At 70.3% G+C, this 25681-nt stretch carries 27 protein-coding genes; 22 read left to right on the top strand and 5 right to left on the bottom strand.

Annotation, left to right across the window (positions count from 1 at the left end):
* Positions 1-70: 70 nt before the first annotated feature.
* From OG912_RS31705 to OG912_RS31735, 7 genes are all read left to right on the top strand, one after another.
* Complete coding sequence (locus tag OG912_RS31705; RefSeq protein ID WP_326734807.1) at positions 71-373, top strand: urease subunit gamma; 303 nt, start codon at positions 71-73, stop codon at positions 371-373.
* 13 nt (positions 374-386) lie between these two features.
* Complete coding sequence (locus OG912_RS31710; RefSeq protein WP_327712311.1) at positions 387-698, top strand: urease subunit beta; 312 nt, start codon at positions 387-389, stop codon at positions 696-698.
* A complete protein-coding gene (locus tag OG912_RS31715) occupies positions 691-2412 on the top strand; it encodes an urease subunit alpha (protein WP_327712312.1) in 1722 nt (573 codons plus the stop codon). Before OG912_RS31710 ends, OG912_RS31715 begins: the two co-directional genes overlap by 8 nt.
* 13 nt (positions 2413-2425) lie before the next feature.
* The gene (locus OG912_RS31720) at positions 2426-3088 is read left to right on the top strand and encodes an urease accessory protein UreF (protein WP_327712313.1); all 663 of its coding nucleotides are present in this window, start codon (positions 2426-2428) and stop codon (positions 3086-3088) included.
* Between the two features lie 50 nt (positions 3089-3138).
* Positions 3139-3816 carry an urease accessory protein UreG gene (ureG, locus tag OG912_RS31725; protein WP_326734803.1) on the top strand — a complete coding sequence of 226 codons (678 nt, stop codon included), beginning with the start codon at positions 3139-3141 and terminating at the stop codon, positions 3814-3816.
* Positions 3813-4580 (top strand): urease accessory protein UreD, encoded by a 768-nt coding sequence (locus tag OG912_RS31730; protein ID WP_327712314.1) that lies wholly within the window; start codon positions 3813-3815, stop codon positions 4578-4580. The genes ureG and OG912_RS31730 overlap by 4 nt, the downstream gene beginning before the upstream one ends.
* 155 nt (positions 4581-4735) lie before the next feature.
* The gene (locus tag OG912_RS31735) at positions 4736-6313 is read left to right on the top strand and encodes an alpha/beta hydrolase (RefSeq protein ID WP_327712315.1); all 1578 of its coding nucleotides are present in this window, start codon (positions 4736-4738) and stop codon (positions 6311-6313) included.
* A 66-nt stretch (positions 6314-6379) separates the two neighbouring features.
* Here the strand turns inward: OG912_RS31735 and OG912_RS31740 are convergent, their stop codons facing one another.
* The 4 genes from OG912_RS31740 to OG912_RS31755 form a co-directional block, all read right to left on the bottom strand.
* Positions 6380-7429 (bottom strand): NAD-dependent epimerase/dehydratase family protein, encoded by a 1050-nt coding sequence (locus OG912_RS31740; protein ID WP_327712317.1) that lies wholly within the window; start codon positions 7427-7429, stop codon positions 6380-6382.
* A 64-nt stretch (positions 7430-7493) separates the two neighbouring features.
* A complete protein-coding gene (locus OG912_RS31745) occupies positions 7494-8207 on the bottom strand; it encodes a lysophospholipid acyltransferase family protein (RefSeq protein WP_327712318.1) in 714 nt (237 codons plus the stop codon).
* Positions 8208-8409: 202 nt separating this feature from the next.
* Entirely contained in the window at positions 8410-9387 is a 978-nt protein-coding gene (locus OG912_RS31750) for a sugar ABC transporter substrate-binding protein (protein ID WP_327712320.1), read from the bottom strand.
* Positions 9388-9415: 28 nt separating this feature from the next.
* On the bottom strand, positions 9416-9820 hold the full coding sequence (locus OG912_RS31755; RefSeq protein ID WP_327712321.1) for a cupin domain-containing protein: 405 nt from the start codon (positions 9818-9820) through the stop codon (positions 9416-9418).
* A gap of 217 nt (positions 9821-10037) precedes the next feature.
* On the opposite strand from OG912_RS31755, the gene OG912_RS31760 reads away from it, so the two are divergent.
* The 12 genes from OG912_RS31760 to OG912_RS31815 all read left to right on the top strand — a co-directional run bounded on the left by OG912_RS31760 (position 10038) and on the right by OG912_RS31815 (position 21396).
* On the top strand, positions 10038-10601 hold the full coding sequence (locus OG912_RS31760) for a carboxymuconolactone decarboxylase family protein (protein WP_326734796.1): 564 nt from the start codon (positions 10038-10040) through the stop codon (positions 10599-10601).
* Positions 10598-12139 (top strand): sugar ABC transporter ATP-binding protein, encoded by a 1542-nt coding sequence (locus OG912_RS31765; protein WP_327712322.1) that lies wholly within the window; start codon positions 10598-10600, stop codon positions 12137-12139. The genes OG912_RS31760 and OG912_RS31765 overlap by 4 nt, the downstream gene beginning before the upstream one ends.
* The gene (locus OG912_RS31770) at positions 12136-13149 is read left to right on the top strand and encodes an ABC transporter permease (RefSeq protein ID WP_327712323.1); all 1014 of its coding nucleotides are present in this window, start codon (positions 12136-12138) and stop codon (positions 13147-13149) included. The genes OG912_RS31765 and OG912_RS31770 overlap by 4 nt, the downstream gene beginning before the upstream one ends.
* 64 nt (positions 13150-13213) lie before the next feature.
* Positions 13214-14170, top strand: a complete 957-nt coding sequence (locus OG912_RS31775; RefSeq protein ID WP_327712324.1) for a sugar ABC transporter substrate-binding protein — start codon at positions 13214-13216, stop codon at positions 14168-14170.
* Between the two features lie 208 nt (positions 14171-14378).
* Entirely contained in the window at positions 14379-15296 is a 918-nt protein-coding gene (locus OG912_RS31780) for a LysR family transcriptional regulator (protein ID WP_326734792.1), read from the top strand.
* Positions 15297-15435: 139 nt separating this feature from the next.
* Positions 15436-16356 (top strand): VOC family protein, encoded by a 921-nt coding sequence (locus tag OG912_RS31785; protein WP_327712325.1) that lies wholly within the window; start codon positions 15436-15438, stop codon positions 16354-16356.
* Positions 16357-16394: 38 nt separating this feature from the next.
* Complete coding sequence (locus tag OG912_RS31790) at positions 16395-17843, top strand: NAD-dependent succinate-semialdehyde dehydrogenase (RefSeq protein ID WP_327712326.1); 1449 nt, start codon at positions 16395-16397, stop codon at positions 17841-17843.
* Positions 17844-17848: 5 nt separating this feature from the next.
* Positions 17849-18637: a fumarylacetoacetate hydrolase family protein gene (locus OG912_RS31795; RefSeq protein ID WP_327712327.1), complete on the top strand. Its 789-nt coding sequence runs from the start codon at positions 17849-17851 to the stop codon at positions 18635-18637.
* Between the two features lie 34 nt (positions 18638-18671).
* Positions 18672-19043 (top strand): VOC family protein, encoded by a 372-nt coding sequence (locus OG912_RS31800; RefSeq protein WP_326734788.1) that lies wholly within the window; start codon positions 18672-18674, stop codon positions 19041-19043.
* 24 nt (positions 19044-19067) lie between these two features.
* Positions 19068-19853: an alpha/beta fold hydrolase gene (locus OG912_RS31805; protein ID WP_327712328.1), complete on the top strand. Its 786-nt coding sequence runs from the start codon at positions 19068-19070 to the stop codon at positions 19851-19853.
* A 19-nt stretch (positions 19854-19872) separates the two neighbouring features.
* Positions 19873-20340 (top strand): GlcG/HbpS family heme-binding protein, encoded by a 468-nt coding sequence (locus OG912_RS31810; RefSeq protein ID WP_326734786.1) that lies wholly within the window; start codon positions 19873-19875, stop codon positions 20338-20340.
* A gap of 3 nt (positions 20341-20343) precedes the next feature.
* Entirely contained in the window at positions 20344-21396 is a 1053-nt protein-coding gene (locus OG912_RS31815; protein WP_327712329.1) for a methionine synthase II (cobalamin-independent)-like protein, read from the top strand.
* 60 nt (positions 21397-21456) lie between these two features.
* Here the strand turns inward: OG912_RS31815 and OG912_RS31820 are convergent, their stop codons facing one another.
* Complete coding sequence (locus tag OG912_RS31820; RefSeq protein WP_327712330.1) at positions 21457-21744, bottom strand: putative quinol monooxygenase; 288 nt, start codon at positions 21742-21744, stop codon at positions 21457-21459.
* A 221-nt stretch (positions 21745-21965) separates the two neighbouring features.
* Between OG912_RS31820 and OG912_RS31825 the strand changes: the two genes are divergently transcribed.
* The 3 genes from OG912_RS31825 to OG912_RS31835 all read left to right on the top strand — a co-directional run bounded on the left by OG912_RS31825 (position 21966) and on the right by OG912_RS31835 (position 25670).
* The gene (locus OG912_RS31825; RefSeq protein ID WP_327712331.1) at positions 21966-23417 is read left to right on the top strand and encodes an aldehyde dehydrogenase family protein; all 1452 of its coding nucleotides are present in this window, start codon (positions 21966-21968) and stop codon (positions 23415-23417) included.
* 51 nt (positions 23418-23468) lie between these two features.
* Positions 23469-24680 (top strand): L-2-hydroxyglutarate oxidase, encoded by a 1212-nt coding sequence (gene lhgO, locus OG912_RS31830; RefSeq protein WP_327712332.1) that lies wholly within the window; start codon positions 23469-23471, stop codon positions 24678-24680.
* Between the two features lie 129 nt (positions 24681-24809).
* Positions 24810-25670: an amidohydrolase family protein gene (locus OG912_RS31835; RefSeq protein ID WP_326734781.1), complete on the top strand. Its 861-nt coding sequence runs from the start codon at positions 24810-24812 to the stop codon at positions 25668-25670.
* The last annotated feature ends 11 nt before the right edge of the window (positions 25671-25681 follow it).

Consider the following 25681-nt stretch of genomic DNA (forward strand, 5'->3'; position numbering starts at 1 on the left):
ACTGTTGAAGGCGGCTAGTGTCTCGCTGCGCCCAGGGCCGGTACTGGGCGGACGACTGTGAGGTGGACACGTGCAACTGACCCCGCACGAGCAGGAACGCCTGCTCATACATGTGGCTGCGGACGTGGCCGGGAAGCGCCGCGCGCGCGGACTGCGGCTCAACCACCCCGAGGCCATAGCCCTCATCACCTCCCACCTGCTGGAGGGGGCGCGCGACGGTCGTACGGTCTCCGAACTCATGGCGTCCGGACGCAAGGTGCTCACCCGCGACGACGTCATGGACGGCATAGCCGAGATGATCCACGACGTGCAGGTCGAGGCGACCTTCCCCGACGGCACCAAGCTCGTCACCGTCCACGACCCGATCGTCTGACGGGGCGGCGCTCGTGATCCCCGGAGAGATCCTGTACGCGGACGAGCCGGTGCCGCTCAACGCGGGACGGCCCGTCGTCCGCCTCACCGTCCTCAACGCGGCCGACCGGCCGGTCCAGGTCGGTTCGCACTACCACTTCGCCGAGGCCAACCCCGGCCTCGCGTTCGACCGCGCGGCCGCCCGAGGACTGCGGCTGAACGTCGCCGCAGGAACCGCCGTCCGGTTCGAACCCGGCATCCCCGTCGACATCGAACTCGTCCCGCTGGCGGGGCGGCGGATCGTCCCGGGCCTGCGCGGCGAGACCGGAGGCCCCCTCGATGACTGAGCTCCACCGCGCCGTGTACGCCGACCTGTTCGGCCCCACCACCGGCGACCGGATCCGTCTCGCCGACACCGACCTGCTCGTGGAGATCGAGGAGGACCGCTGCGGCGGACCCGGACTCGCGGGCGACGAGGCGGTGTTCGGCGGCGGCAAGGTGATCCGTGAATCCATGGGGCAGGCGCGGACCACCCGCGCCGAAGGCGCCCCGGACACGGTCATCACCGGCGCCGTCGTCATCGACCACTGGGGAATCGTCAAGGCGGACATCGGTATCCGCGACGGCCGGATCACCGGGATCGGAAAGGCCGGCAACCCGGACACGATGGACGGCGTCCATCCGGACCTGGTGATCGGACCCGAGACCGAAATCATCTCGGGCAACGGGAAGTTCCTGACCGCAGGCGCCATCGATGCCCATGTCCACTTCATCTCGCCGACCCTCGTGGACCAGGCGCTCTCCAGCGGCATCACCACCCTGGTCGGCGGCGGCACCGGACCGGCCGAGGGCACCAGGGCGACCACCATCACCCCGGGTCCCTGGCACCTTGCCCGGATGTTCGAGTCGCTGGAGGCGTACCCGGTCAATATCGGACTGCTCGGCAAGGGCAACACGATGTCCCATGACGCCATGCACTCCCAACTGCGGGGTGGAGCACTCGGGTTCAAGATCCACGAGGACTGGGGTGCGACACCCGCCGTCATCGATGCCTGCCTGCGCGTCTGCGAGGAGACCGGGGCTCAGCTCGCCATCCACACCGACACGCTCAATGAGGCCGGGTTCGTCGCCGACACCCTGGCCGCCATCGCCGGGCGCACCATTCACGCATACCACACCGAGGGTGCGGGTGGCGGGCACGCACCCGACATCATCAGCGTCGTCTCGGAGCCGTACGTCCTGCCCAGCTCCACCAACCCGACGCGGCCGCACACCGTCAACACCATCGAGGAACACCTCGACATGCTGATGGTGTGCCACCACCTGAACCCTGCCGTGCCCGAGGACCTGGCGTTCGCCGAGTCCCGGATCCGGCCCTCGACCATCGCGGCCGAGGACATCCTGCACGACCTCGGTGCCATCTCGATCATCTCCTCCGACTCACAGGCCATGGGGCGCATCGGCGAGGTCGTCCTGCGCACCTGGCAGACCGCCCACGTGATGAAGAGGCGGCGCGGCGCACTGCCGGGCGACGGGCGGGCCGACAATCACCGAGTCCGTCGCTATGTCGCCAAATACACCATCAATCCGGCGGTGGCCCAGGGGCTCGACCGGGAGATCGGCTCCGTGGAGACCGGCAAGCTCGCCGACCTGGTCCTGTGGGAACCCGCCTTCTTCGGGGTCAAGCCGCAGACCGTCATCAAGGGCGGCCAGATCGCGTACGCACAGATGGGCGACGCCAACGCCTCCATCCCCACCCCGCAACCCGTCCTGCCGCGTCCGATGTTCGGTGCGGTCGGCAGGGCCCCGGCCGCCAACTCGTTCAACTTCGTGTCGGGTGCGGCGATCGAGGACGGGCTGCCCGAGCGGCTCGGGCTGGGGAAGCGGTTCGTGCCGATCACCAGTACCCGGGGCGTCACCAAGGCCGATATGCGGGAGAACGATGCGCTGCCCCGGGTCGACGTGGACCCCGACAGCTTCGCCGTGACGATCGACGGCGATCCGGTCGAACCGGCCCCCGCCGCCGAACTCCCCATGGCCCAGCGCTATTTCCTCTTCTGAGAACGGACGACGGATGAGCCGTGCCGCCCTGCTCGTTCTGGCCGACGGCCGGTTTCCCGCCGGTGGCCACGCCCACTCCGGCGGTGCCGAGGCCGCCGTGGTGGCGGGACGCATCCGCAACGCCGACGACCTCGCCGAATTCTGCCGGGGCCGTCTGCACACGGCCGGGCTCACCGCCGCCGCGCTCGCCGCAGCGGCCGCCCACGGGCACGATCCACTGGCCCTGGACGAGGCGGCAGACGCCCGTACGCCCTCACCCGCGCTGCGGGCGACCGCGCGCAAGCTCGGCCGGCAACTGATGAGGGCCGCCCGTGCGACCTGGCCGGGCGAGGAACTCGACGCATTCGCCCTGGCCCGGCCGCGCGGCGGCCATCAGCCGGTCGTGCTCGGCCTGACCGCACGTGCGGCAGGGCTCGGGCCCGAGGACGCCGCACACTGCGCCGCGTACGAGACGGTCGGCGGACCGGCCACAGCCGTGGTCCGGCTGCTCTCCCTCAACCCGTACGACGCCACCGCCGTCCTGGCCCGGCTTGCCCCCGAGCTCGACCGCGTTGCCGAGCGGGCCGCTGCCGCCGCGCACGGATCCATTGATGAACTGCCCGCCGCTTCAGCCCCGTTGCTCGACATCTCCGCCGAGGTCCACGCCGTACGGCCGGTCCGGCTCTTCGCCTCATGACCCCCGGCGCGCCGAACGGCACGCCGCCCGAACCGCACAGGAGCCGCACCATGCACCTCGACCACTCCCACCCGGGCCCGGCCGCTGTCGGCGCCGATGCCGCACGCCCCGACGGCACCCGCCGGGCCCTGCGCATCGGCCTCGGCGGGCCGGTCGGATCCGGGAAGACCGCGACCGTGGCCGCGCTCTGCCGCGCCCTGCGCGACCAGCTGTCCCTGGCCGTCGTCACCAATGACATCTACACCCGTGAGGACGCGGCCTTCCTGCTGCGCAACGCGGTGCTGCCGCCGGAGCGGATCCAGGCCGTCGAAACCGGAGCCTGTCCGCACACCGCCATCCGCGACGACATATCCGCCAACCTCGAAGCCGTCGAGGACCTGGAGGACACCGTGGGACCACTCGACCTCATCCTCGTGGAATCCGGCGGTGACAACCTCACGGCCACCTTCTCCAAGGGACTCGTGGACGCCCAGATCTTCATCATCGACGTCGCGGGCGGCGACGACATCCCACGTAAGGGCGGCCCCGGCGTCACCACATCCGACCTGCTGGTGATCAACAAGACCGACCTGGCGCCGTACGTCGGCTCCGACCTCGGCCGGATGGCCCGCGACGCCGCACAGCAGCGCGGCGACCTGCCCGTCGCCTTCACCTCGCTCACCTCGGGCGAAGGGGTCGGGCCGGTCGCGGACTGGGTACGGGGGCGGCTCGCCTCCTGGACCGCATGAGCGTCCGGGCCGACGCCCGCATCACCGCCGTACGCGACGGGCGCGGTGTCACCACGCTCCCCGTCCTGGAGAGTGACGGTCCGCTCGCCCTGCGACGGACGAGGGCCGCCCTACCCGGGACCGCGCGCGTCACTGTCGTCGGCGCGATGAGCGCCCCGCTCGGCGGTGACCGGCTCGCCGTCGAGGTGCGGGCCGGGCAGGGCGCCCGGCTCACCGTCGACTCGGCGGCGGCCACGGTCGCCCTTCCCGGCCCCGAAGACGTACCGGCCCACTACGGCATCGCGCTGAACGTGGAGGAGGGAGCCGAGCTCAACTGGCTTCCCGAACAGCTCATCTCGGCACACGGCAGTGAACTCCTGATGACCACGACCGTCGAACTCGCCCCCACCGCACGGCTGATGCTGCGCGAGGAACAGGTGCTCGGCCGGCACGGAGAGGCCACCGGCACACTCCTGAGCAGGCTCACCGTCCGCCGTTGCGGACGCCCGCTCCTCGATCAGCAACTGGCGTACGGGCCGGGCGCACCCGGCGGCTGGGACGGCCCGGCCGTGCTCGGCGGGCACCGAGCCATCGGCCAACTGCTCGTCGTGGACCCGGCCTTCGACGACAAGGGCCCGGAGACCCGGCTGCTGGGATCCACCGCCGTACTCACCCGGCTCCAGGGCCCCGCAGTCCTGGTGACCGCTCTCGCTGCCGACGCCAGGGACCTGCGCTCCGTGCTGGACCGGACGGCGGCCGGACTGGCCGGCCACGCGATCAGCTGAACACCGCTGTCAGGACACCGATGTCCGGTTATCGATTCGGTAAAGAAGTAGGGGCGCGACCTGTTCTCAGGCGGCTCACAGGAGACAGGATCCGCAGGAGGCACCTACTGAACAGCGCCGCACCCGAAGGCGCTTCACCATGGGGGAGGTTCCACTTGAGACGCACAGCAGCGCTCGGCTCGGCCGGGGCTCTGATCGCGGGCACGCTCATAGCGAGCGCGATAGCCGCACCGGCTGCCACCGCCGGCGGCCGCCACCACAACGGCTCCGAGGCGCGCGGCGTCCAGCTGGCCGCGGCACGCGCGGCCGGGGCCGGCATCGACTGGGCGGACTGTCCGGCCGACTGGGCCATCGCCGCGCCGATCCAGTGCGGATGGGTCACCGTCCCGCTCGACTACGCCAGGCCCGACGGCAAGCAGATCAAGATAGCCGTCGACCGGCACGTCAGCACCGGAACAAGCAGTGAGCGCCAGGGCGCCCTGATCTACAACCCGGGCGGCCCCGGCGGCTCGGGCATGGCGTTCCCCAAGCGGATCGCGACGAAGAGCCCGCTCTGGCTGAACACGGCGAAGGCCTACGACTTCGTCGGCTTCGACCCCCGAGGCGTCGGCCACTCGGCGCCGATCTCCTGCATCGACCCGCAGGAGTTCGTGAAGGTACCCAAGGCAGACCCGGTGCCCGACTCCGAGGCCGACAAGCGCGCCCAGCGCAAGCTCGCCGCCGAGTACGCCGACGGCTGCGCCGAACGCAGCGGCGACATGCTGCCGCACATGACCACCCCCAACACCGCGCGTGACCTGGACGTCATCCGTGCCGCGCTCGGTGAGAAGAAGCTCAACTACCTGGGCGTCTCCTACGGCACCTACCTCGGCGCGGTCTACGGCACGCTCTTCCCGTCGCACGTCCGCCGCATGGTCGTCGACAGCGTCGTCGACCCGTCGAAGGACAACATCTGGTACCAGGCCAACCTGAACCAGGACATCGCCTTCCAGAAGCGCTGGGGCGACTGGAAGGCCTGGGTCGCCGCCAACGACGCCACCTTCCACATCGGCGACACGCCCCAGAAGGTCGAGCAGGAGTGGCTGGCGCTGCGTGCGGCCGCCAAGAAGAGCCCGATCGGCGGCGTCCTCGGACCCGCCGAACTCATCGGGTTCTTCCAGAGCGCCCCGTACTACGACTCCGCCTGGGCGCCCACCGCCCGGACCTGGAGCGCCTACCGGGCCGGCGACACCCAGGCACTGATCGACGCCGCCGCCCCCGACCTGTCGGACACGGCGGGCAACATCCGTGCCGAGAACAGCAATGCCGTGTACACGGCGGTCGAGTGCGCGGACGCCAAGTGGCCCACCAGCTGGCAGAAGTGGGACCGCGACAACACCCGGCTGCACAAGGACCACCCGTTCATGACGTGGGCCAACGCCTGGATGAACCTGCCCTGTGCGACCTGGCAGGCCAAGCAGCAGACCCCGCTGGACGTCCGTACCGGCAAGGGCCTGCCCCCGGTGCTGATCGTGCAGTCCACGCGCGACGCCGCGACTCCGTACGAGGGCGCCGTCGAACTGCACAAGCGTTTCCGCGGCTCGCGCCTCATCACCGAGGAGGGGGCCGGATCGCACGGCGTCACCGGCCTGGTCAACCCCTGCGTCAACGAGCGGGTGGACAACTACCTGCTCACCGGGAAGACCGACCGGCGCGATGTGACGTGCACCCCGCACGCCACGCCGAAGCCGTAGCACCTGATTGACAGGACGGGCCGCCGGCAGGTTTCCGGCGGCCCGTCCGCAGGGGCGGGGCCCGGTTCACGCCTCCCGGTCGTACCGCTCCAGCCAGGCGTCCTCCGCCGCGTAGTCGAAGAGCCCGGTGCCGTAGGACCGCACCATCGCGGGATAGGCGTCCGTCCAGTCGCGGCCCGCCAGCTGCCCGGCGATCCACTCGACCGTCTCCGGCAGCGACTCGGCATAGTCCGTCACCGCCCGGTACCCGAGCTCCCGCTCAGCCGCGCTCATGTCATAGACGATGGGATGCGGGCTGCTCCAGGGTGTCCCACCCACGCCCTCCGGCGTGGCGTCCCCCGGCATCAGCACGGTCTGCGCGCTCCGGCCCAGCACCGCATCCACCGCCTCGCCGATCTCCGCGACCGTCGGTGCCTGCGGATCGGCGGCGTTGAGCACCCGCGAGCCCGGCTTCAGAGCGGCGAGGCGGATCAGCTCCGCCACATTGGCGGCATGGACGGGATGGAAGCGCGAGGTTCCCCCGTACGCCAGGACCCGCCGCGTGCGGCCGTCCAGGGCCCGCTTCACGAAGTAGAGCTCCCGAGGCGAGCGGCAGTACGGACCGTGGACCGCGCCCGCCCGCAACAGCGTGACCGGCAGCGACTCACCCGCCGCCAGCAGGTCCCGCTCCAGCCGGATCTTCCGTGTCGCGTACGTGGCCCCGCCCGGCGCGACCGTGGCCTGCGACTCCGGAAGCGGCACCGGGTAGCGCGGCGCCCCGTCCGGCTCGCCCTGCGTGTCGAAACTGCGACCGTGGTCGTCCTCGTACACCGCACCGCTGGAGACGACCACCGCGGAGCCGACCCGGTCCGCGAGCGCCGTCAGCTGCCGGGCATGCGGTTCTCCGTACGCCACCATGTCGACCAGCACGTCACAGCCGTCGCCCAGCGCCGCCGCGAGCGCACCGTCCTCGTCGCGGTCCAGTGCGACCGTCCGGACGTCCTCGTGCCAGCTGGTGTCACGGCCACCGCCGCGCGAGGCGGCGGTGACGTCCCAGCCGTCCTCGACGAGCGAGCGCACCGCCGCCCGCCCGATCTGACCTGTCGCTCCCAGCACCCATGCATGTCCCTTGCTCATACACCGGACGCTAGAGCCTGCGCACCGTCCCGACCAGCGGGGTTCACCGACCGCGAATCCGCCGTCAGCGTCGACGTTTCGGGAACTTCCCCGCACCGTCCTCCTGTTCGGCGGCCTTCACCTTGGCCGCGTACTCGTCGACGTACTCCTGACCGGAGAGACCGAGGATCGCGTACATGATCTCGTCGGTGACCGCCCGGATCGCCGCCTTCTCGTTCTCCAGACCGGCGTAGCGGGAGAAGTCCAGCGGTTCGCCGAAGCGGATGGTGACCTGCTTGATGCGCGGGACGACCTTCCCGGGCGGCTGGATCTCGAACGTGCCGACCATCGCGCACGGCACCACCGGAACCTGCGCCCGGATGGCCATCACCGCCACACCGACCTTGCCCTTGTAGAGCCGGCCGTCGTGCGAACGGGTGCCCTCCGGATAGATCCCCAGCAGCTCGCCCCTGCCCAGCACCCCGAGCCCCTCGCGGATCGCCGCCTGCCCGGCGTTCTTGCCCGACCGGTCCACCGGGATCTGACCGATGCTGCGGAAGAACGCGGCGGTCAGACGGCCCTTCACACCGGGTCCGGTGAAGTACTCCGCCTTCGCGAGGAAGGTGACCCGCCGCTTGATGATGGCCGGCATCAGGAAGTGGTCGGAGAAGGACAGATGGTTGCCGGCGATGATCGCTCCGCCGTCGGCCGGAATGTTCTCCATCCCCTTGATGACGGGGCGGAAGAACAACCGCAGCAGCGGCCCCAGGACGACGTACTTGAGCACGTAATAGAACACGGGCGGCTCCAAGCTCTGCCGGATCGGCTCCGGGGCTGCGTTCTCCCAGGTCGGCGGATGTCTCTGCGGGAACAGCCTAGGGCCGGCCGGCGACTCCTGTAACCGTCTGCGACCGTGCCGACCTGATGTCGTACGCATCGGTGCGGAAGTGGATCCTCCGATGTTACGGGGCCACAGGCGTTCTCCCCGGACCCGTAGCGGGTCAGGGACAGTACTGCGGTGCCTGGTCCAGGTTGTTCTCCGTGACGAGGACCAGGGGGACGGAGTCGATCCGGGCAGCCTTCTTCCCGGCGAGCAGCGCCAAGGTGTTCCTGACGGCCATGGTCCCGTTCACCAAGGGGGAGTTGGTGACGGTGGCGGACAGCCGACCGCTCCTGATCGCGGCCAGGCCCTTGTCGGTTCCGTTCACCGTCACGATCCTGACGCCCTTCGTCCCGGCCGCGTCGAAGGCATTGCGCACCGCGAAGGCCATTTCCTCGTTGGCGACGAAGGCGTAGTCGAGGCCCGGGTGTTCACGGATCATCGTGGCTGCGACATCACGCGCCCGCACCGGGTCGAACATGCCGGGTCCTTCGGCCACGATCTCTGCGTTGTCGGGCAGCCCGGCAGTGAAACCGGAGACGAGCAGATCGGAGGCTGCGCCCGGCGCGCCGGCGACGACACCGACCTCGGCCGGCTTCCCGTTCGCGTCCTTATCGATCCACTCGGCGTCGAGACGGCCTGCCTGTTCGAGGTCCACGACGACCGCCCCGAGGATGTCCGAGGTGTCCTTCGGCACCACCGAGGTCAGGAAGACGGGCGTGCCGGCGCTCCGGGCCCGGGCGATGTCGCCCGGCAGGGCGTCGATGTCCACGGGCTGAACGATCAGCGCGTCCACCTTCCACGACGTCATCTTCCCGATGTTCTCCAGCTCCTTCGCCGCGTCCTGCTGCGAGTTCGCGGTGAACAGCCTGACGCCCTCGTTCTCCGCCGAGAGTTCGACGGCACCCTGGAGGCACGTGTGGAAATCGGTGTGGGCCCCGTTGACGAATCCGAGCGTGACGGTGGTGTCGTGCCCCGCGCCGGAGCCGCCACCGCAGCCGCTCAGCACGAGAGCGGCGCCGGCGGCCGATGCGGTCAGTGCTCTGCGGGACGTGCGCGGTCTCTTCGGTTCGTCCGGTCTGTCATGAGGAAGGAGCACGGGGGAGTACCGCCTTTCGTGGGGCTGTTCAGCCCATCTGGTCCTGCGGCGACAGGTGTTCCACCGTCACGCCGGTGTCGGTGAACGTGCGGGTCACATGCCCCGAGCTGTAGACCCACAGAATGCGCAACGGCGTGTCGCCCACGTTTCGGAAGAGGTGCGGTACGGGGGCGGGGACGTACGTGGTGTCGTACCTCTCCAGACGGGTCACCTCGCCATCGATCACCACCTCCGCGTCACCGTCGAGGACCGTGACGTGCTCGTCGCAGTTGTGCGAGTGCAGGGGCGCCCCGGAGCCGACCGGATAGACGCTGATTCCGCTGGTGATCCGGTTCTCGCCACCGGCGGAGGCTGTGGTGACCAAGGGCGTCGTGACGACCGCGCCGCCACGGTCGAGGAGGGGGACGTCGGCGACTTTGATGACGGTGGACATCAGGGGGGTTCCTTTCGGCAGGGCTGCGCCGAACGAGGCTAGGGCCAGGAACCGGGAAGGGATGCCCTCCGGTATGCAGTTTTACATTGCACGTCAGGAGGGATGTGGTTGCCGGATACGCGGGTACGGTCGGCCACCATTGCACGGCGAAACCGGACCGTGCCCGAGGCTAAGGCGGATCGCCGACATGAGGCTCCCCGTACTCACCGAACACGAAATGACTCCGCCCCAGAAGGAGCTGGCCGACCGCATCACGGCCCGCCGCGGTGCGGTGCGGGGGCCGTTCCGGGTCTGGCTGCACAGCCCGCAGATGTGTGAACGCGCCGAATCGCTCGGTGCCTTCGCCCGCTTCGACTGCAGCCTTCCCGAGCATCTGCGCGAGCTCACCCTGCTGCTCGCGGCCCGCAACTGGGACGCCCAGTACTCATGGAACGCGCACGTGCGCAGCGCGATAGCGTCCGGGGTGCCCGAGGAAGCGGTGCAGGCCATCGCCGAGCGGCGCCGGCCGGACTTCGGGAACGAGCCGGACCAGGCGTTCTACGAGTTCTGCCGGGAGATCCTCCAGGACCACTTCGTCTCCGACGAGACGTTCGCCCGCGCCCACGAGCACTTCGGTTCGCAGGGCCTGGTCGACACCATCGGGGCGCTCGGCAACTTCACCATGCTCGGCATGTGTCTCAACGCCTTCCAGGTCGACCTCCAGGCCGACCGCGAGCCCCCCTTCCCGGACATCCGCGGATTCGAGCGGGTCGTCCGTGACGGGGACGGGCCCCGGCCGTGACGGGGCGGACCACCCGTCCCGGCGCCACCGAGGCCCCCGGCCCCGGCCGCTGCGCACCCCTGGTCCGGCTCCGCGGGGTCACCAAGAGCTTCGGCGGGGCCGCCGCGCTCAAAGGGGTCGACCTGGACCTGTATCCGGGAGAGATCCACGCGCTGATGGGCATGAACGGTGCCGGCAAGTCGACGCTCGTCCAGGTCCTCTCCGGAGTGCACCAGGCGGACGGCGGCACCATCGGCGTCGACGGGCACGACCACAGCGGCCTCACCGTGCGCAGGGCCCGCCACCTCGGCATCGCCTTCGTACCGCAGCGCCGCGAGCTGGTCATGGGCCTGAGCGTGGCCGAGAACATCATGCTCGGCGACCTGCCCCGCCGGGGCGGCATCGTGAGCCGGCCGCGGATGGTCTCCCTGGCCCGGACCGCCCTCGCCGGCCTGGGCATCGACATCGACGTGCGGCGCATGGCGGGCGAACTCACCGTCGCCGAGCAGACCATGGTCGAGGTCGCCCGGGAGGTCCGGCGCGGCGGACGTGTGCTGATCCTCGACGAGCCGACCGCGTGCCTCGGCGCGGAGGCCGCCGGACGGATCAGGGAGCTGGTCCGCAGACTGCGCGACGAAGGTGTCGCCGTCGTCTACATCTCGCACTACATCGACGAGGTACTGGGCCTCGCGGACCGGGTGACGGTGCTGCGCGACGGCGCGGTGGTGCGCAGCGCACCGGCCGCCGGCTTCGACGCGGCGGAGCTCGTACGCGGCATGGTCGGCCGGGACGTGGTGTCGTACCGGCCGGAGCGGCCCGCCCCCGGGGACGAGGTCGGCCTCGCGATCCGCGGTCTCACCCACGGCAGGTCCATTCGCGACTTCACCGCGCAGGTCCGCAAGGGCGAGGTCGTCGCCGTGCTCGGTCCCGCCGGGGACGCCCAGTCGTGCCTGTTCGACCTGCTCTCCGGACGGCAGCGGCCGCAGGGCGGGGAGCTCCACGTGGACGCTCGGTCCGTGCCGCTGGGACGGGTGCCGGCCTCGCTCGCGAGCGGGCTGCGCTGTGTCACGGGGGACCGCCGCGCCCTGGGCCTCGTGCCGGGACTCTCCGTGGACGAGAACCTGATGCTCGCCGACGACCGGTTCCACCGCAGGCGGCTGCACCGCCGGGGCGACCTGGCCCGGCGTTCGGCGACCCGCCGCAAGGACTACGGGGTCGTGACGCTCGGTGGTGACCCGCCGGTCGGCAGTCTGTCCGGCGGCAACCAGCAGAAGGTGCTCCTTGCCAAGTGGCTGGAGACCGCCCCCACGGCCTGCTTCCTCGAAGACCCCACCAACGGCGTGGACGTCGCAGCCGTGGCGGACATCCACACCCTCATCGACGCCCTCGCCTCGCGAGGGGTCGCGGTTCTGCTCGCCTCCTCGTCCGCGGAGGAGGCGATGCGCCTGGCCGACCGGATCCTCGTGGTCCGGGCGGGGCGCACCGTCGCGGAGTACGACACCACTGCCATCACCCGCGACGAACTCGTCGCCACCGCCCTCGGAGGAGCGCCGAAGTGAGCCTGAAATCCCCCTCCGTCGCCCCTGGCCGGGCGACCGTTCCGGCCGCCGGCCGGCCCCGCCCGACGATCAGGTCGCTGGGCCGGATACCCCACGGCGGACTGATCGCCGTCCTGATCCTGATGATCGTCTTCACCGCTCTGCGGGCGGACTCGTTCACCACCTCGCAGAACCTCCTCAACATCCTCCGCCAGATCAGCGTGACCGCCGTCATCGCCGGCGGACTCACCCTGCTGATGACGGCGGGCGGCATGGACTTCTCGATGGGCAGCAATGCCGCCGTGACCACAGCCGTGGCCGCGCAGCTGCTTTCCCACGGCCAGTCCACGACCGTCACGGTGGTCGTCACGCTCCTGCTGGCCACGGTGATCGGCCTGGTCAACGGCTTGGTCGTGACCTTCACCCGGGTGGCGCCGTTCGTCGCGACACTGGCGACGGCCATGCTGCTCGACGGGGTCGCCCTGCTCGTCCTGAACGGCATGAGCATCTCCATCGGGGACCGGATGTCGGCGCTCGGCAACTCCAAGGTCCTCGGCATTCCCTGGCTGCTGATCGTGGCCGTCGTGGTTCTGGCGGCCGTCGGTCTGGCGATGCGGTTCACCACCTTCGGGCGGGACGCCTTCGCGATGGGCGGCAACGAACACGTCGCCCGGCTGAGCGGCATCAACGTACCCGCCCGCAAGCTCGCCCTCTACGCTCTCGCCGGAGGTCTGTCCGGTCTGGCCGGACTGATGCTCCTCTCCCGCCTGGGCGCCAGCGCACCCAACACCGGAGGCCTTCAGCTCCAGCTCACCGCAGTGGCCGCCGTGGTCATCGGGGGCACCCTGCTGTCCGGCGGGCACGGCACGATTCCCGGCACCGTGCTCGGTGTGATCCTTCTGGGCGTCGTCGCCAACGCGCTGAACCTGCTCCAGGTCAACAGCTACTACCAGCCCGTCGTCACCGGTGCGGTGCTCCTCGTCGCGGCCGTGGTCAACGAGTTCAACCGCAGGTCCGGGCCCGGTCACTGACCCACGGCCCCGCCGGCTCCCCCCACACCCTTCCCGTCAATGTCGCAGGAAAGGTCATACCTCCATGCCATCGACCACCCGCTCCCGTCGCGTCCTCGCGGCCTCGCTCGCCGGCGTCGCCGCGCTCGTCCTGTCCGGATGTTCCGACAGCGGCGACGGCGGATCCGGTGACGGCGCCAGCTCCCTGGGGTTCGTCAACGGCGCCAACACCCACTTCCACACCTGTCTGCTCAAGGCCGTCGAGCAGACGGCCAAGGTGAAGGGGGCGAAGCTGTACTCCGCCAACTCCAAGCAGGACGCGGGCACCGAACTGTCCAACATCGAGGACATGATCGCCCGGAACGTGAGCGCGCTGATCGTGCAGACCGTCAACGTCGACGCGCTCGAAGGTGACATCACCAAGGCGAAGAACGCGGGTATCCCGATCTATCTCACCTCGGTCGCCACCGACGACCTCTCCGACATCCTGGGTGCCGCCGTCGTGGACCTCAAGAAGGTCGGCGCCATGGACGCCGGCTGGATCGAGAAGGACGCTGCCGGAAAGCAGGTGCAGGTCGGCGTGGTCGCCGGTGCGCCAGGTGCCGCATCCGACCTGCTGGTCGGCGGCTTCAAGGCGGCGCTCCCGGCCACCGCGAAGGTGGTGGCGAACCAGCCCGGCATGTTCAACCCCGCCAAGGCGCAGGACGTCGCGGAGAACATGATCCAGGCGCATCCCGACCTCGACTACGCCTTCGTCGCCAACGAGGAGATGGCCTTCGCCGTTCGTAAGGCCTTCGATGCCGCCGGCGCGAAGGACGTCAAGATCGTCTCGGTGAACGGTACGGAGGAGGGGATCGCCGCCGTCCGGGCCGGCACGCTCTCCGCGACCGTGGCCAACTCGGCCATGACGATCGGCCAGACCGCCGTCGAGAAGACGCTGGCCCTGCTCGCCGACAAGAAGGGCGACAAGATCAGCAATGTTCCGTTGACTCTTGTCACCAAGGACAACGTGGCGCAAGCTCCTCAATACTGCCCCAAGTAACCCGGACGGGCCGGTTTCCGGTGCCCACGCTGCGGCTCGGTCACAGCAAACGCCCGTACCCTCGCCGCACCACCACCCCGGCCGCGCGGCCGGCGGCAGCGGCAACACCCGCCCTTACGCCGGCCGCGCGGCCGGCGGCAGCGGCAACACCCGCCCTTACGCACGACCGGCCCCGGGTCCACCGGCCCCGGGGCCGTCCGGAGGATCCATGGACCGCCTGCTCGTCATGCACAGCTTCGTCACCGTCGCCCAGACCGGCAGTTTCAACGGTGCCGCCAAGAAACTGGGTTCCTCGGGATCCTTGGTGTCACGGCATGTGGCGGAGCTGGAGCGACAGGTGGGCGTACGCCTCGTCCATCGCACCGCGCGCTCGGTGAGCCTGACCGAGCAGGGCCAGAGATACGCCGAATTCTGCATACGCATTCTCGGGGAGATAGAGACAGAGGACGCCTCGATCGCCCATCTTCACGACCGCCCCGAAGGGGCGCTGAGCATCAGCTGTCCGAAATGGATAGGCAGTCTCGATCTGGGTGACGCCATCGCGGCCTTCTCCGCGGCGCATCCGAAGATTCAGGTGCGCTTCGAACTCGGCGGAATGTCCGACCGTACCTATGACTTCCTGGAGGGCGGCTTCGATGTCGCGTTCCACACCCGGGACCTGCGCGACTCCGGCGTACGCCTCAAGAAGATCGCCTCGCTGCCCTTCATGCTGTGTGCCGCCCCCTCGTACCTGAAGCGGCACGGGGCTCTGACCGAACCCAACGGCGTCGCCTCCCATGACTGCCTGGTGCACGTCAATGACCCGGTCTGGCGCATCGGCCACGGACACGCCTCCACGCTGCACAAGATCCGTAACGTGGCGTTCTCGTCCAACTCCTACATCGCGTTGCAGAAGGCCGCCGTCCACGGCCGCGGTATCGGTCTGCTTCCGCAGCGGTCGGCCTACGACGACCTGCTGTCCGGGGCGCTGGAGGTCCTCCTTCCCGAACGGGGCGTCCCCGACCGCCCGCTCTTCGCCATCTACGGACCCGGCCCGTCCACTCCCCGTAAAGTCGGCGTATTCCTTGAATTCCTTACCGAATGGTTTTCCAAGAACCCCATTCCCAGGATTCCCGAAAGCGTCTGAGCGGTAGGCCGCACCCCGCGCAATCAAGGATTGCGGAGCCTGCACCGCAGGACCGTTGAGGTGTGCGGCCGGCAAATCTAGGATCGCCGGGAACGGTGACCGGTCCGCATGCGGCGACATCATCTGAAGTGAGGAATCCATGGGGATCCAGCGAATCGAATCGGTCACCTACAGCGTCGAGGTACTCGAGGAGTCTGTGCGGTTCTTCGAAGACTTCGGCCTCTTCCTGGTCGAACGGACCGAAGAGCACGCGGTGTTCGAGACCCTCGCCGGGCAGACCCTCCACCTGGACACCTGCCCCGGACCGATGCTCCCGGCGCCCGTCGAGGACGGCCCCACCCTCCGCGAGGTGGTGTGGGGCGTCGACACGGCCGAGGAACTGGAACGGATCGTGGAAGCGGTGCGGCGCGACCACCCCGTCCGCACGAGCGCCGACGGAGTCCACCGAACCGTCGATGTGACCGGCTTCGGGGTGGGCCTCACCCTCGCCCGGCCCAGGCCCCTGCCGGCCCGCTCCCGGACCGCCAACGTCTCCGGCGACATCACCCGCTGGAACGCGCCCCTGGGAACGGTCGGACAGGTCCGGCCGCTGCGGATGTGCCACGTCGCCCTCAACATCGCCAAGGAGGGCCGGGAGGAGGCCGTCGCCTTCTACACCGGCCTGCTCGGCTTCCGGCCGACCGATGTCGTCGAGCCCATGGGCGTGTTCATGCAGGCGCCCGGCGACGACGACCAGCACACCTTCCTGCTGTGCCACCGACCCGACCGGGCGGGCGTCAACCACATCGCGTACGAGGTCCCAGGCTTCGACGACGTAGTCGAAGGCGGCAACCACATGATCGAGCGCGGCTGGCGGGAGGCCCGGAAACTGGGCCGGCACACCATCGGCTCCAACGTCTTCCGCTTTCTGCACGCCCCGTGCGGCGGCCGTGTGGAGTACGCCTGCGACATGGACCGGGTCGACGACACCTTCGAGACCCGCGTCCACGCGACCGCGCCGCCGCACACCATCTGGGCGCTGCGCTCCAACCGGGACGCCCAGGACGCCCCGGCCTCCTGAACCGACACCTCCCCGTTCCCCCGAGAGGGCACCCACCCATGACCACCGACCACGGCTACCCGCCCGTCCGCATGTTCATAGCGGGCGAGTGGTGCCAGGGCAGCACCGGACAGACGTCCCCCGTCGTCAACCCCGCCACCGAGCAGGTCATCGGCGAGGTGCCGCTGGCCACCCCCGCGGACCTGGACCGCGCCGCCGAGGCCGCCGCCGACGGCTTCGAGGTCTGGCGCAACACGCCGATCGCCCGCCGCACCACGATCCTGCACGCCGCGGCCGACCTGGCCACGGAGCGCGCCGAGGCGATCGGCCGCATCATGACCGTGGAGCAGGGAAAACCGCTCGCCGAAGCAGCCGGGGAGGTCCGCAGGGTCGCCGACTCGCTCCGCTGGCACGCCGACGACGCCCGCCGCGCCTACGGCCGCATCATCCCCGCCGCCCCCGGCACCCTGCTCACGGTGCGCCGCGAGCCCATCGGTCCGGTCGCCGCCTTCGTCCCGTGGAACTTCCCGGCCGGCTCACCGATGCGCAAGATCTCCGCCGCACTCGCCGCCGGCTGCTCCCTCGTCATCAAGGCGTCCGAGGAGACCCCCGGGACGGCCTGCGCCCTGGTGCGCTGCTTCGAGGACGCAGGTGTTCCGGCGGGGGCCCTCAACCTCGTCTTCGGCGAGCCCGCGGAGGTCTCCTCCCGGCTGATCGCCCACCCGGCCGTCCGGCTGATCGCCTTCACCGGATCCGTCCCCGTCGGCAAGCTGCTCGCCGCCGACGCCGGTGCGCGGATGAAGCCCTCGCTGATGGAGCTCGGCGGGCACGCCCCGGTCATCGTCTGCGCCGACACCGATCCCGTTGTCGCCGCCCGCCGTGCGGCCGGCGCGAAGTTCGCCAACGCCGGGCAGGTGTGCACCTCGCCCAGCCGGTTCCTGGTGCACGAGAGCATCGTCGAGGAGTTCACCGCCGCCTTCGTGAAGGCCGCCGACGCCCACCGCGTCGGCGACGGGCTCGACGCCGCGACCACCATGGGGCCGCTCGCCAACGAGCGGCGGCTCGCGGCGATGGAACGTCTCACCGCCGACGCCGTGGCCCGCGGCGCGACGGTCCTCATCGGCGGCGAGCGCGTCGAGGGGCCGGGCTACTTCTACCCGCCCACGGTCCTGACCGACGTCCCCGCCGACGCCCTCGTCATGACCGAGGAGCCTTTCGGCCCGATTGCCCCCCTCGTCTCCTTCACCGAACTGGACGACGCGCTGGAGCAGGCCAACTCCCTTCCGTACGGACTCGCCGCGTACGGCTTCACCGAGTCCGCGGCCACCGCCGAGCGCCTTGCGGGCGGGCTCCAGGCGGGCATCGTGTCGATCAACCACTGCGGTGGCTCCGTCCACGAGGCACCCTCCGGCGGAATGAAGGACAGCGGCTACGGGCGCGAGGGCGGCCCGGAGGGGCTGGACGGCTACCTCGTCACCAAGCGCGTCTCCCACCTGCTGGCCGGCTGAACACCATGCGATACACGCGTGTCGCGGCCGGCGGAATGGCGGTGTGGGGCCGCGTCCACGACGAGCACATCGAGCTGCTGTCCGAGTCACCGCTGGACGGCCGGCCCACCGTCATCGGGACCGTGGCGCAGTCCGAGGCCGTGTGGCTGCCGCCCGTCGTCCCGCCCGTCTTCTACGCCGTCGGACTCAACTACACCCGCCACATCGAACACGCCCGCGCGCTCGGCAACACCGCAGCGGTCATGCCCGAGCGGCCGGAGATCGGCTACCGCGCCAACAACGCCCTGACCGGACACCTCTCGCCCATCGTGAAGCCGCGCGAGGTGACCGGCAGGTTCGAGGCCGAGCCCGAACTGGTCGCCGTCATCGGCCGCACCCTGAGGCACGCCACGTACGAGCAGGCGAGGGAAGCGGTGTTCGGCTGGACGATCGGCAACGACGTCAGCGCCCGCACCTGGCAGCACGAGGACCGCACCTTCTGGCGCAGCAAGAACGCCGACTCCTTCAAACCGATGGGGCCGTGGATCGAGACGGACGTGGACGCACTCGCCCAGACGACGACCCTGCGGGTCGACGGCCAGGTGCGCGCCTCCTTCCCGACAGGCGGAATGGTGTTCGACCCGTACGAGTACATCGTCGAGATGACCCGCTACCTCACCCTGCAGCCCGGCGACGTCCTGTGGATGGGCGCCGAGTCCACCTGCGGACTGGAACCGGGCAACACGGTCGAGGTCGAGATCAGCGGCATCGGCGTCCTGGCCAACCCCGTGCACGAGGAGCCGCCCCGATGCTGAGCCGCCGCGAGCAGCCACCGAAAGGAAACGAGCCATGAGCAGGGAACCCCGCTACATCCATCACGTCAACTTCCCCACCACCGACCCCGACCGGACCGCCGAGTGGTACGCCAAGGTCTTCGGGATGAAGCGCATCATGCCCAAGTCCAACACCCGTGTGGTGCTGATGACCCGGGGCAACTTCGACCTGCACTTCACCCCGGTCGAGGAGATGGAACGGATGGCGCCGTACCACTTCGCCGTCGAGGTCGACGACTGGGACGACTTCATGGCGCACCTGAAGGAACTGGGCATCCGGCACACCCGCCCGATCGAACGCCCGGAGAACCAGTCCAAGTTCTGCTACATCCACGACCCCGACCACACCATGATCGAGCTGGTCTTCCACGGCAGGCGCCCCAACTGACCGGTTCTTGCGAGGAGATGTTCCATGCCCTACGCCGATTCCGACGGCACCTCCATCTACTACGAACGCCATGGCAGCGGTCCCGCGATCCTCTTCGTGCACGGATCGGGCGGGCACCACGCCGCCTGGTGGCAGCAGGTCGCCGCACTCCGTGCGGAGTTCACCGTCGTCACCGTGGACCTGCGCGGTTTCGGCAGGTCCGACTCGTCCATGCCGGAGTTCGACGGACAGGACTTCCCCGGCGACGTCGTCGCCGTCCTGGACGCCGAGCAGCTGACCGATGTCATGGTCGTCGGCCAGTCCATCGGCTCCGTCGCCGCACTGCGCGCCGCCCTGCTGCGCCCCGACCGGGTCTCCGCCGCCGTCCTCGGCCACTCCCTGGGCGGCATCAGCCACCCGGAACTCACCGAACTGGCCGCCGCCGACCGCGCCGAGGCCGTCAAGCTGCCCGTCATCGACCGGCTGCTCACGAAGCGGTTCCAGCAGGAACGGGCCGACCTCACCTTTCTGTTCCAGCAGATGGGCACGTTCAACGTCGCCAAGATGGCTGACCTGCGCAACCTTGACACCGACGGTCCGAGCCTGGACGACATCCGGGACTCGGGTGTGAAGGTCGCCTTCCTGGCCGGCGAGAAGGACGCGGTCCTCAGCGAGAAGACCGTCACCCGCGCCCACGAACTGCTCCTGGGCTCCCATCTGGAGATCGTCCCCGGCGCCCCGCACTCCATGTACTGGGAGGTGCCCGCGCAGTACAACGCGGCCGTCGCCCACCTGCGCCGCACTCTCACCGCACCGAAGGAAGCAGCATGACCAGCTCGAAGGAAGCAGCATGAGCAGCCTCACGCTCGACGCCGCCGACGCGATCGCCGACGCCGTCATCGAGCGCGCCCAGGCGCTGGGCAAGGCCGTGAGCGTCGCCGTCGTGGACGCCGGCGGGTTCCCGGTCAGCATCCGCCGCTCGGACGGCGCCCGGCCGCTCACCCCCGACATCGCGCGGGCCAAGGCGTACACCGCGGCCGTGATGCAGCGGCCCGGCAAGATGCTGAAGAAGTGGCAGGAGAGCCAGCCCGTCTTCTTCTCCCAGCTCTCCCAGCTCCCCGGCGCCGCCATGCCGATCATGGCCGCCGACGGCAGCGTCACCGTCAAGAAGGACGGCGTGATCATCGGCGGCCTCGGCGTCGCAGGCGGCACCGCCGACGAGGACCAGCAGATCGCCGACGAGATCCTCGAATCCCTCGGCTACGAGCTGGAGTTCCCCGCCTGGGGCGTCCCCGGCAAGTCCACCGGTAAGGAGTGAGTCATGGCGGATACGTTCAACTACCGCATCGACCACCACGGCAGCCTGGTCCGCCCCGCGGCCCTGCTGACCGCCCGCGCGCAGTACGCACGGGGTGAGACCGGGGCCGACGTGCTCCAGGAGGCCGAACGCACCGCGGTCGAGGAAGCGGTGACGTTCCAGCGCAGGCTGCGCACCACCGTGGTCACCGACGGCGACCTCCCCCGCGAGGACTTCCGCAGCGCCGTGCTCGACCATGTCTCCGGATTCCGGCGTACCGGCGAGGAGACCGACGGCCTGGCCCACTGGGTGGCGGAGACCCTTCCGAAGGCCGACGGTCCGCTGGTGGCCGACGGGGTGGCACGGTTCGCCGGACTGACGGTGATCGCGCCCAAGGTGTCCCTGCCCTCGCCGGCCTACCTCGCCGCGACGTGCTTCGACCCGGACCTCGCCGGCTCCGGCGGTCCCGCGTCGGCCCGGGAGCTCGGCGAGGCGCTGGCCGAGATCATCCATCGGGAGATCGAGCTGCTGGTCGCCCGTGGGGTGAAGCTCGTCCAGCTCAACAACCCGCTCCTGCTCGCCCACACCGCGACCGGGGCCGCCGCACCCACCGCGCTCTCCTTCGAGGACGCGCTGGCCGTGGACGCCCTGGCGGTACGCCTGGACACGCGCCCCGAAGGCGTCCGGGTGGGCCTCTGCCCCGGCTGGTCGGCGCCCCCACAGGTGGACCGGGCCGCGGCCGAAGGGCTCTTCGAGGCTGTCCCGGCAGACCGCTGGGTGCTGCCGTTCGACCAGGGCACGGCGGCCGAGCTCGACCTGCTGGCAGCCCTGCCCGAGGACCGGGACGCCTGTCTGGGCGTCGTCGACCCCCGGGTCGCCGAGGTCGAGGAGCTGGACGCGGTGCTGACGCGCATCGACGCCGCTGCCGAGGTCAAGGACCTTGAGGACATGGCCCTTTCACCCTCCCGCGGCTTCGCCGACACCGCCGGCCGGCCGCTGCTGACCACGGAGGAGCAGCGCCGCAAACTGGTCCTGGTCGAGACGCTGGCCCGCTACTGCTGGGGCAACGAGTTCTGACCCGCACGCGGGACGGCCGGGAAGCACCGTGGTGCTCCCCGGCCGTCCCGGAACCGTCCCTCAGAGACGTTCGGCGAACGTCACCGTCCGGTCCGTCAGCAGCGGACGCACCGTTCCGGCGATGAGCTCCGCGAAGTGGTCCGTCGACGCGTGCGCGTCGAATCCCGCCCGGTCGGTGTACACCTCGTACAGCACGAAGCCGCCCGGCACCTCCTCCTGCGCGTGCACCTCGTACACCAGGTTCGCGGGCTCGTTCCGGGTGTGCTCGCGCATCTTCAGCAGCGCGGCCCGCACCGTCGCCCCGTCGGCGGGCTCACAGCGGTAGTGGGCGAAGACGGCGTACGCCATGGGTGTCTCTCTTTCGGTCCTGCGATGGTGCGCAACTGCGCGCCGGGCCAGCCGATTCCAGCACGGATCATGCAGGCCGCGGCCCTCACGGCGCGCAACCAATGACTGCCGCCCCGGCTCTGTCCGTGCCGCCCTCCGATGGTGTGTCGTACATGCGGTTCCCCGAAACCGGATCCGCGACCGCGACGACCGCATCGCGGCGAACGAGAGAAGTGATTGTGATGCGTACCGTGGAAACACTCCTGGGCGGTCAGTGGGTGGACTCCGGCGAGTGGATCGACGTGCACGACCCGGCCGACCTGCGCGCCCCCGCCTTCCGCGTCCCCGCGCTGACCCCCGAGGACGTCACTCGCGCCTACGACGCCGCGGAGGCGGGTGCCGTCCTGTGGCGGCGCACCAGCCCCATCGAGCGGAGCGCGGTGCTGGGCCGCGCGGCCGGGCTGCTGCGGGAGCGCATCGAGGAGATCGCCGCCGACGTTGCCACCGAGAACGGCAAGACCCGCGCCGAAGCGCGCGGCGAGGCACTCAAGGCCGCCGACTTCCTGGAGTACTACGGCCTGCTCGTGGGCCGCGGTGGCTACGGCACGCTGCTCCACGACGTCCGCCCCGACACCCGCACCAGCGCCCACCAGGAGCCGCTCGGGGTCGTATTGGCGATCACTCCGTGGAACGACCCGCTGATCACCCCGGCCCGCAAGCTGGCGCCCGCCCTGGCCGCCGGCAACGCGGCCGTCCTCAAGCCCGCCACCGAGACCCCCGTCTCCGGACTCCACCTGGCCCGCGCCCTGCACGACGCCGGTCTGCCCGCCGGCGTCCTGAACGTCATCACCGGCCGCACCGGCGAGATCAGCGAGGCGCTGCTCGGCGACCCGCGCATCGCCGCGGTCACCTTCACCGGCGGCAACGAGGTCGGCGACCGGCTGCGCGAGCGGTTCGCCATCCGCAACATCCGCTTCCAGGGCGAACTGGGCGGCAAGAACGCCTCCGTCGTCCTCGCCGACGCGGATCTGCCCAGGGCCGCCAGGACCGTCGCGGCGGCCTCGTTCGGGCAGGCCGGACAGCGCTGCACCGCCACCAGCCGGGTGATCGTCCAGCGGCAGGTGTACCTGGAGTTCACGAAGCTGCTCCTCGACGAGGTCGCAGCCCTGCGCACCGGACCCGGCCTCGCCGAGGGGACGACGATGGGACCGCTCTCCGGAGCCCGGCAGCGCGACGGTGTGCTCGCCGCGATCGCGGGCGCGGTCGAGCAGGGCGCGACGGTGATCGCGGGAGGAGACGGCGCGGGGAAGGACCTGCCCGCACACGGCTGCTTCGTCCGTCCCACCGTCCTCGCGGACGTCACGCCGGCCATGGACATCTGGCGCGACGAGGTGTTCGGCCCGGTCCTCGCGCTGCGCGCGGTCGACTCGTTCGACGAGGCCGTCGACGCGGTGAACGACTCCGCCTTCGGACTCGCCGCCGCCGTCTTCACCCAGGACCTGGGCGCCGCCCACCGCTTCGCGGACCGGGCCGAGTGCGGGCAGGTCGCCGTGAATCTGACCACTCCGGGCTGGGATGTCCACCACCCCTTCGGCGGGTTCCGGGATTCCGGTTCACCGTTCAAGGAGCAGGGTATTGAGGCCCTTCGCTTCTACACCCGCGTCAAGACCGTCGCGATCCACTTCGGCGCATGACGCCCGTAGCGACCGGACAACCCGCACCAACCGAACAGAGAGGAGGAGCCGATGGCTGACGAGACGATCGGCGTCGTCGGCGCCGGCATCGTGGGCCTCGCCACCGCCCGCGAGATCGCCCTGCGCCGCCCCGGCACCCGCGTCGTGGTCCTGGAGAAGGAGAGCGGCGTCGCCGCCCACCAGACCGGCCACAACTCCGGCGTCGTACACGCCGGGATCTACTACACACCAGGCAGCCTCAAGGCCCGGCTGTGCACCCGCGGCGCCACGCTCCTGCGTGAATACTGTACGGACAGGTCGCTGCCGTACGAGGAGTCCGGCAAGCTCGTCGTCGCCGTCGGCGACGACGAACTGGGCCGCCTGGACGACCTCTACGCCAACGCCCTGGCGAACGGCGTGCCCGGCGTGCGCAAGGTGTCGGCCGGCGAGATCCGCGACATCGAACCGCACGCCGTCGGCAAGGCGGCGATCCACTCGCCGCGTACCGCGGTCACCGACTACGTCGCCGTCGCCCGCGCCTTCGCCGACGACATCGTCGCCGCCGGCGGCGAGGTCCGCCTCGGCTTCCCCGTCACGCGTGTCACCCGGCTCGACAGCGGCGGTCTGGAGGTGGCGTCCGGCGACGACAGCCTCACCGTGGACCGCCTGGTGCTCTGCGCCGGCCTGCACAGCGACACCGTCGCCGAACTCGCCGACGACGGGGCCGAACCCCGGATCATTCCGTTCCGCGGCGAGTACATGACGGTGAGCCCCGACAAGGCCCACATGGTGCGCGGGCTGATCTATCCCGTACCCGACCCCCGCTACCCGTTCCTCGGCGTCCACTTCACCCGGCGCGTCACCGGCGAGGTGGAGGTCGGCCCCAACGCCGTCCTCGCCCTCGCCCGCGAGGGCTACCGCCGCACCCAGGTCGACGTACGGGAACTCCTGCGCATCGCCGCCTTCCCCGGCACCTGGCACCTGGCCCGTCAGCACTGGCGCACCGGCATCAAGGAGATGCGCGGCTCGCTGTCCGCCCGCGCCTACATGAAGGCCGCGAAGCGGTACGTGCCCGAGATCGGCGCCGGCGACGTCCGGCGCGGCGGCGCCGGTGTGCGGGCCCAGGCGCTGGGCCGCGACGGGTCGCTCGTCGACGACTTCCGCATCCACCGGGTCGGCGCGGTGACCGTCGTGCGCAATGCGCCGTCGCCCGCCGCGACGTCCTCGATGGCGATCGCCGAACACATCGTGGACACCGTTTTCGGCGACGGATCCACGGGCTGAACTCCCGCCTGTACTGCGGCTTTTCATGCAACAACAGCTTGCGCGCACGGATATCGGCAGAGCTGCTCCGGCCGCCTAACGTCTCATCCGTAGCACCCCCACACCCTTCCGAACGAAAGAGGAAACGCCATGTTCGTCGTCGACACCCAGATCCACATCTGGAAGGAAGAGTCCCCGGACCGCCCCTGGGTCCCCGGAGCCCGTGAGCGCATTCGCCTCAACGGCCACCGTGAGGAGGCCTTCAGCTACGAGGAGGCCCTGGAGCTGATGGACGAGGCGGGTGTCAACCGGGCGCTGATCCTCCCGCCGTCCTGGGAGGGCGACCGGATCGACTACGCCCTGGAGGCGTGCGAGGCCCATCCGGACCGCTTCGGGATCATGGCCCGCATCCCGCAGAACAAGCCCGAAGAGGGCACGGCCATGCTGAAGGACTTCGCCCAGAACCCGCACATCAAGGGGACCCGGCTCACCTTCCACCGGCCGCAGGACCGCAACTGGATGATCGACGGGACCAACGACTGGTACTGGCCGATCGCCGAAGAGCTCAAGACCCCCACCATGGTGCACGCCCCGATCTGGAAGAAGGAGATCGGCCAGATCGCCGGCCGGCACCCCGACCTCAAGATCATCATCGACCACATGGGCATCATGGCCCGCTGCGTGGACGACGCCATCGGGTACTGGGTCCAGGAGACCGCCGACCTGCACGAGCACCCGAACGTCTACGTGAAGCTCTCCGCCCTGCCGGGCTACTCGACGCAGCCCTTCCCGAACGGCAACATCGAGCAGTACGTGCGCTCCATGGTCGACAGGATGGGACCCGAGCGCTGCTTCTACGGCACCGACATCACCCGCCTCCTCGGCCACGGCATCAGCTACACCGACACGATCGAGCAGTTCACCAAGCACTGGGACTTCACGCCCGAGGAGCTTGAATGGATGATGGGCCGCGGCATCGCCGAGGTCCTCGACTGGCCGATCGAGGGCTGAGGACACACACG

Source organism: Streptomyces sp. NBC_00464, from assembly GCF_036013915.1.
Lineage (GTDB): Bacteria > Actinomycetota > Actinomycetes > Streptomycetales > Streptomycetaceae > Streptomyces.

Bases quoted from the DNA above. Each gene is read 5' to 3' on its own strand.
- OG912_RS31715 (WP_327712312.1), top strand. From the start codon at position 691: ATGACTGAGCTCCACCGCGCCGTGTACGCCGACCTGTTCGGCCCCACC.
- OG912_RS31720 (WP_327712313.1), top strand. From the start codon at position 2,426: ATGAGCCGTGCCGCCCTGCTCGTTCTGGCCGACGGCCGGTTTCCCGCC.
- ureG (WP_326734803.1), top strand. From the start codon at position 3,139: ATGCACCTCGACCACTCCCACCCGGGCCCGGCCGCTGTCGGCGCCGAT.
- OG912_RS31730 (WP_327712314.1), top strand. From the start codon at position 3,813: ATGAGCGTCCGGGCCGACGCCCGCATCACCGCCGTACGCGACGGGCGC.
- OG912_RS31740 (WP_327712317.1), bottom strand. From the start codon at position 7,429: ATGAGCAAGGGACATGCATGGGTGCTGGGAGCGACAGGTCAGATCGGG.
- OG912_RS31755 (WP_327712321.1), bottom strand. From the start codon at position 9,820: ATGTCCACCGTCATCAAAGTCGCCGACGTCCCCCTCCTCGACCGTGGC.
- OG912_RS31760 (WP_326734796.1), top strand. From the start codon at position 10,038: ATGACTCCGCCCCAGAAGGAGCTGGCCGACCGCATCACGGCCCGCCGC.
- OG912_RS31775 (WP_327712324.1), top strand. From the start codon at position 13,214: ATGCCATCGACCACCCGCTCCCGTCGCGTCCTCGCGGCCTCGCTCGCC.
- OG912_RS31780 (WP_326734792.1), top strand. From the start codon at position 14,379: ATGGACCGCCTGCTCGTCATGCACAGCTTCGTCACCGTCGCCCAGACC.
- OG912_RS31785 (WP_327712325.1), top strand. From the start codon at position 15,436: ATGGGGATCCAGCGAATCGAATCGGTCACCTACAGCGTCGAGGTACTC.
- OG912_RS31790 (WP_327712326.1), top strand. From the start codon at position 16,395: ATGACCACCGACCACGGCTACCCGCCCGTCCGCATGTTCATAGCGGGC.
- OG912_RS31795 (WP_327712327.1), top strand. From the start codon at position 17,849: ATGCGATACACGCGTGTCGCGGCCGGCGGAATGGCGGTGTGGGGCCGC.
- OG912_RS31800 (WP_326734788.1), top strand. From the start codon at position 18,672: ATGAGCAGGGAACCCCGCTACATCCATCACGTCAACTTCCCCACCACC.
- OG912_RS31805 (WP_327712328.1), top strand. From the start codon at position 19,068: ATGCCCTACGCCGATTCCGACGGCACCTCCATCTACTACGAACGCCAT.
- OG912_RS31810 (WP_326734786.1), top strand. From the start codon at position 19,873: ATGAGCAGCCTCACGCTCGACGCCGCCGACGCGATCGCCGACGCCGTC.
- OG912_RS31815 (WP_327712329.1), top strand. From the start codon at position 20,344: ATGGCGGATACGTTCAACTACCGCATCGACCACCACGGCAGCCTGGTC.
- OG912_RS31820 (WP_327712330.1), bottom strand. From the start codon at position 21,744: ATGGCGTACGCCGTCTTCGCCCACTACCGCTGTGAGCCCGCCGACGGG.
- OG912_RS31825 (WP_327712331.1), top strand. From the start codon at position 21,966: ATGCGTACCGTGGAAACACTCCTGGGCGGTCAGTGGGTGGACTCCGGC.
- lhgO (WP_327712332.1), top strand. From the start codon at position 23,469: ATGGCTGACGAGACGATCGGCGTCGTCGGCGCCGGCATCGTGGGCCTC.
- OG912_RS31835 (WP_326734781.1), top strand. From the start codon at position 24,810: ATGTTCGTCGTCGACACCCAGATCCACATCTGGAAGGAAGAGTCCCCG.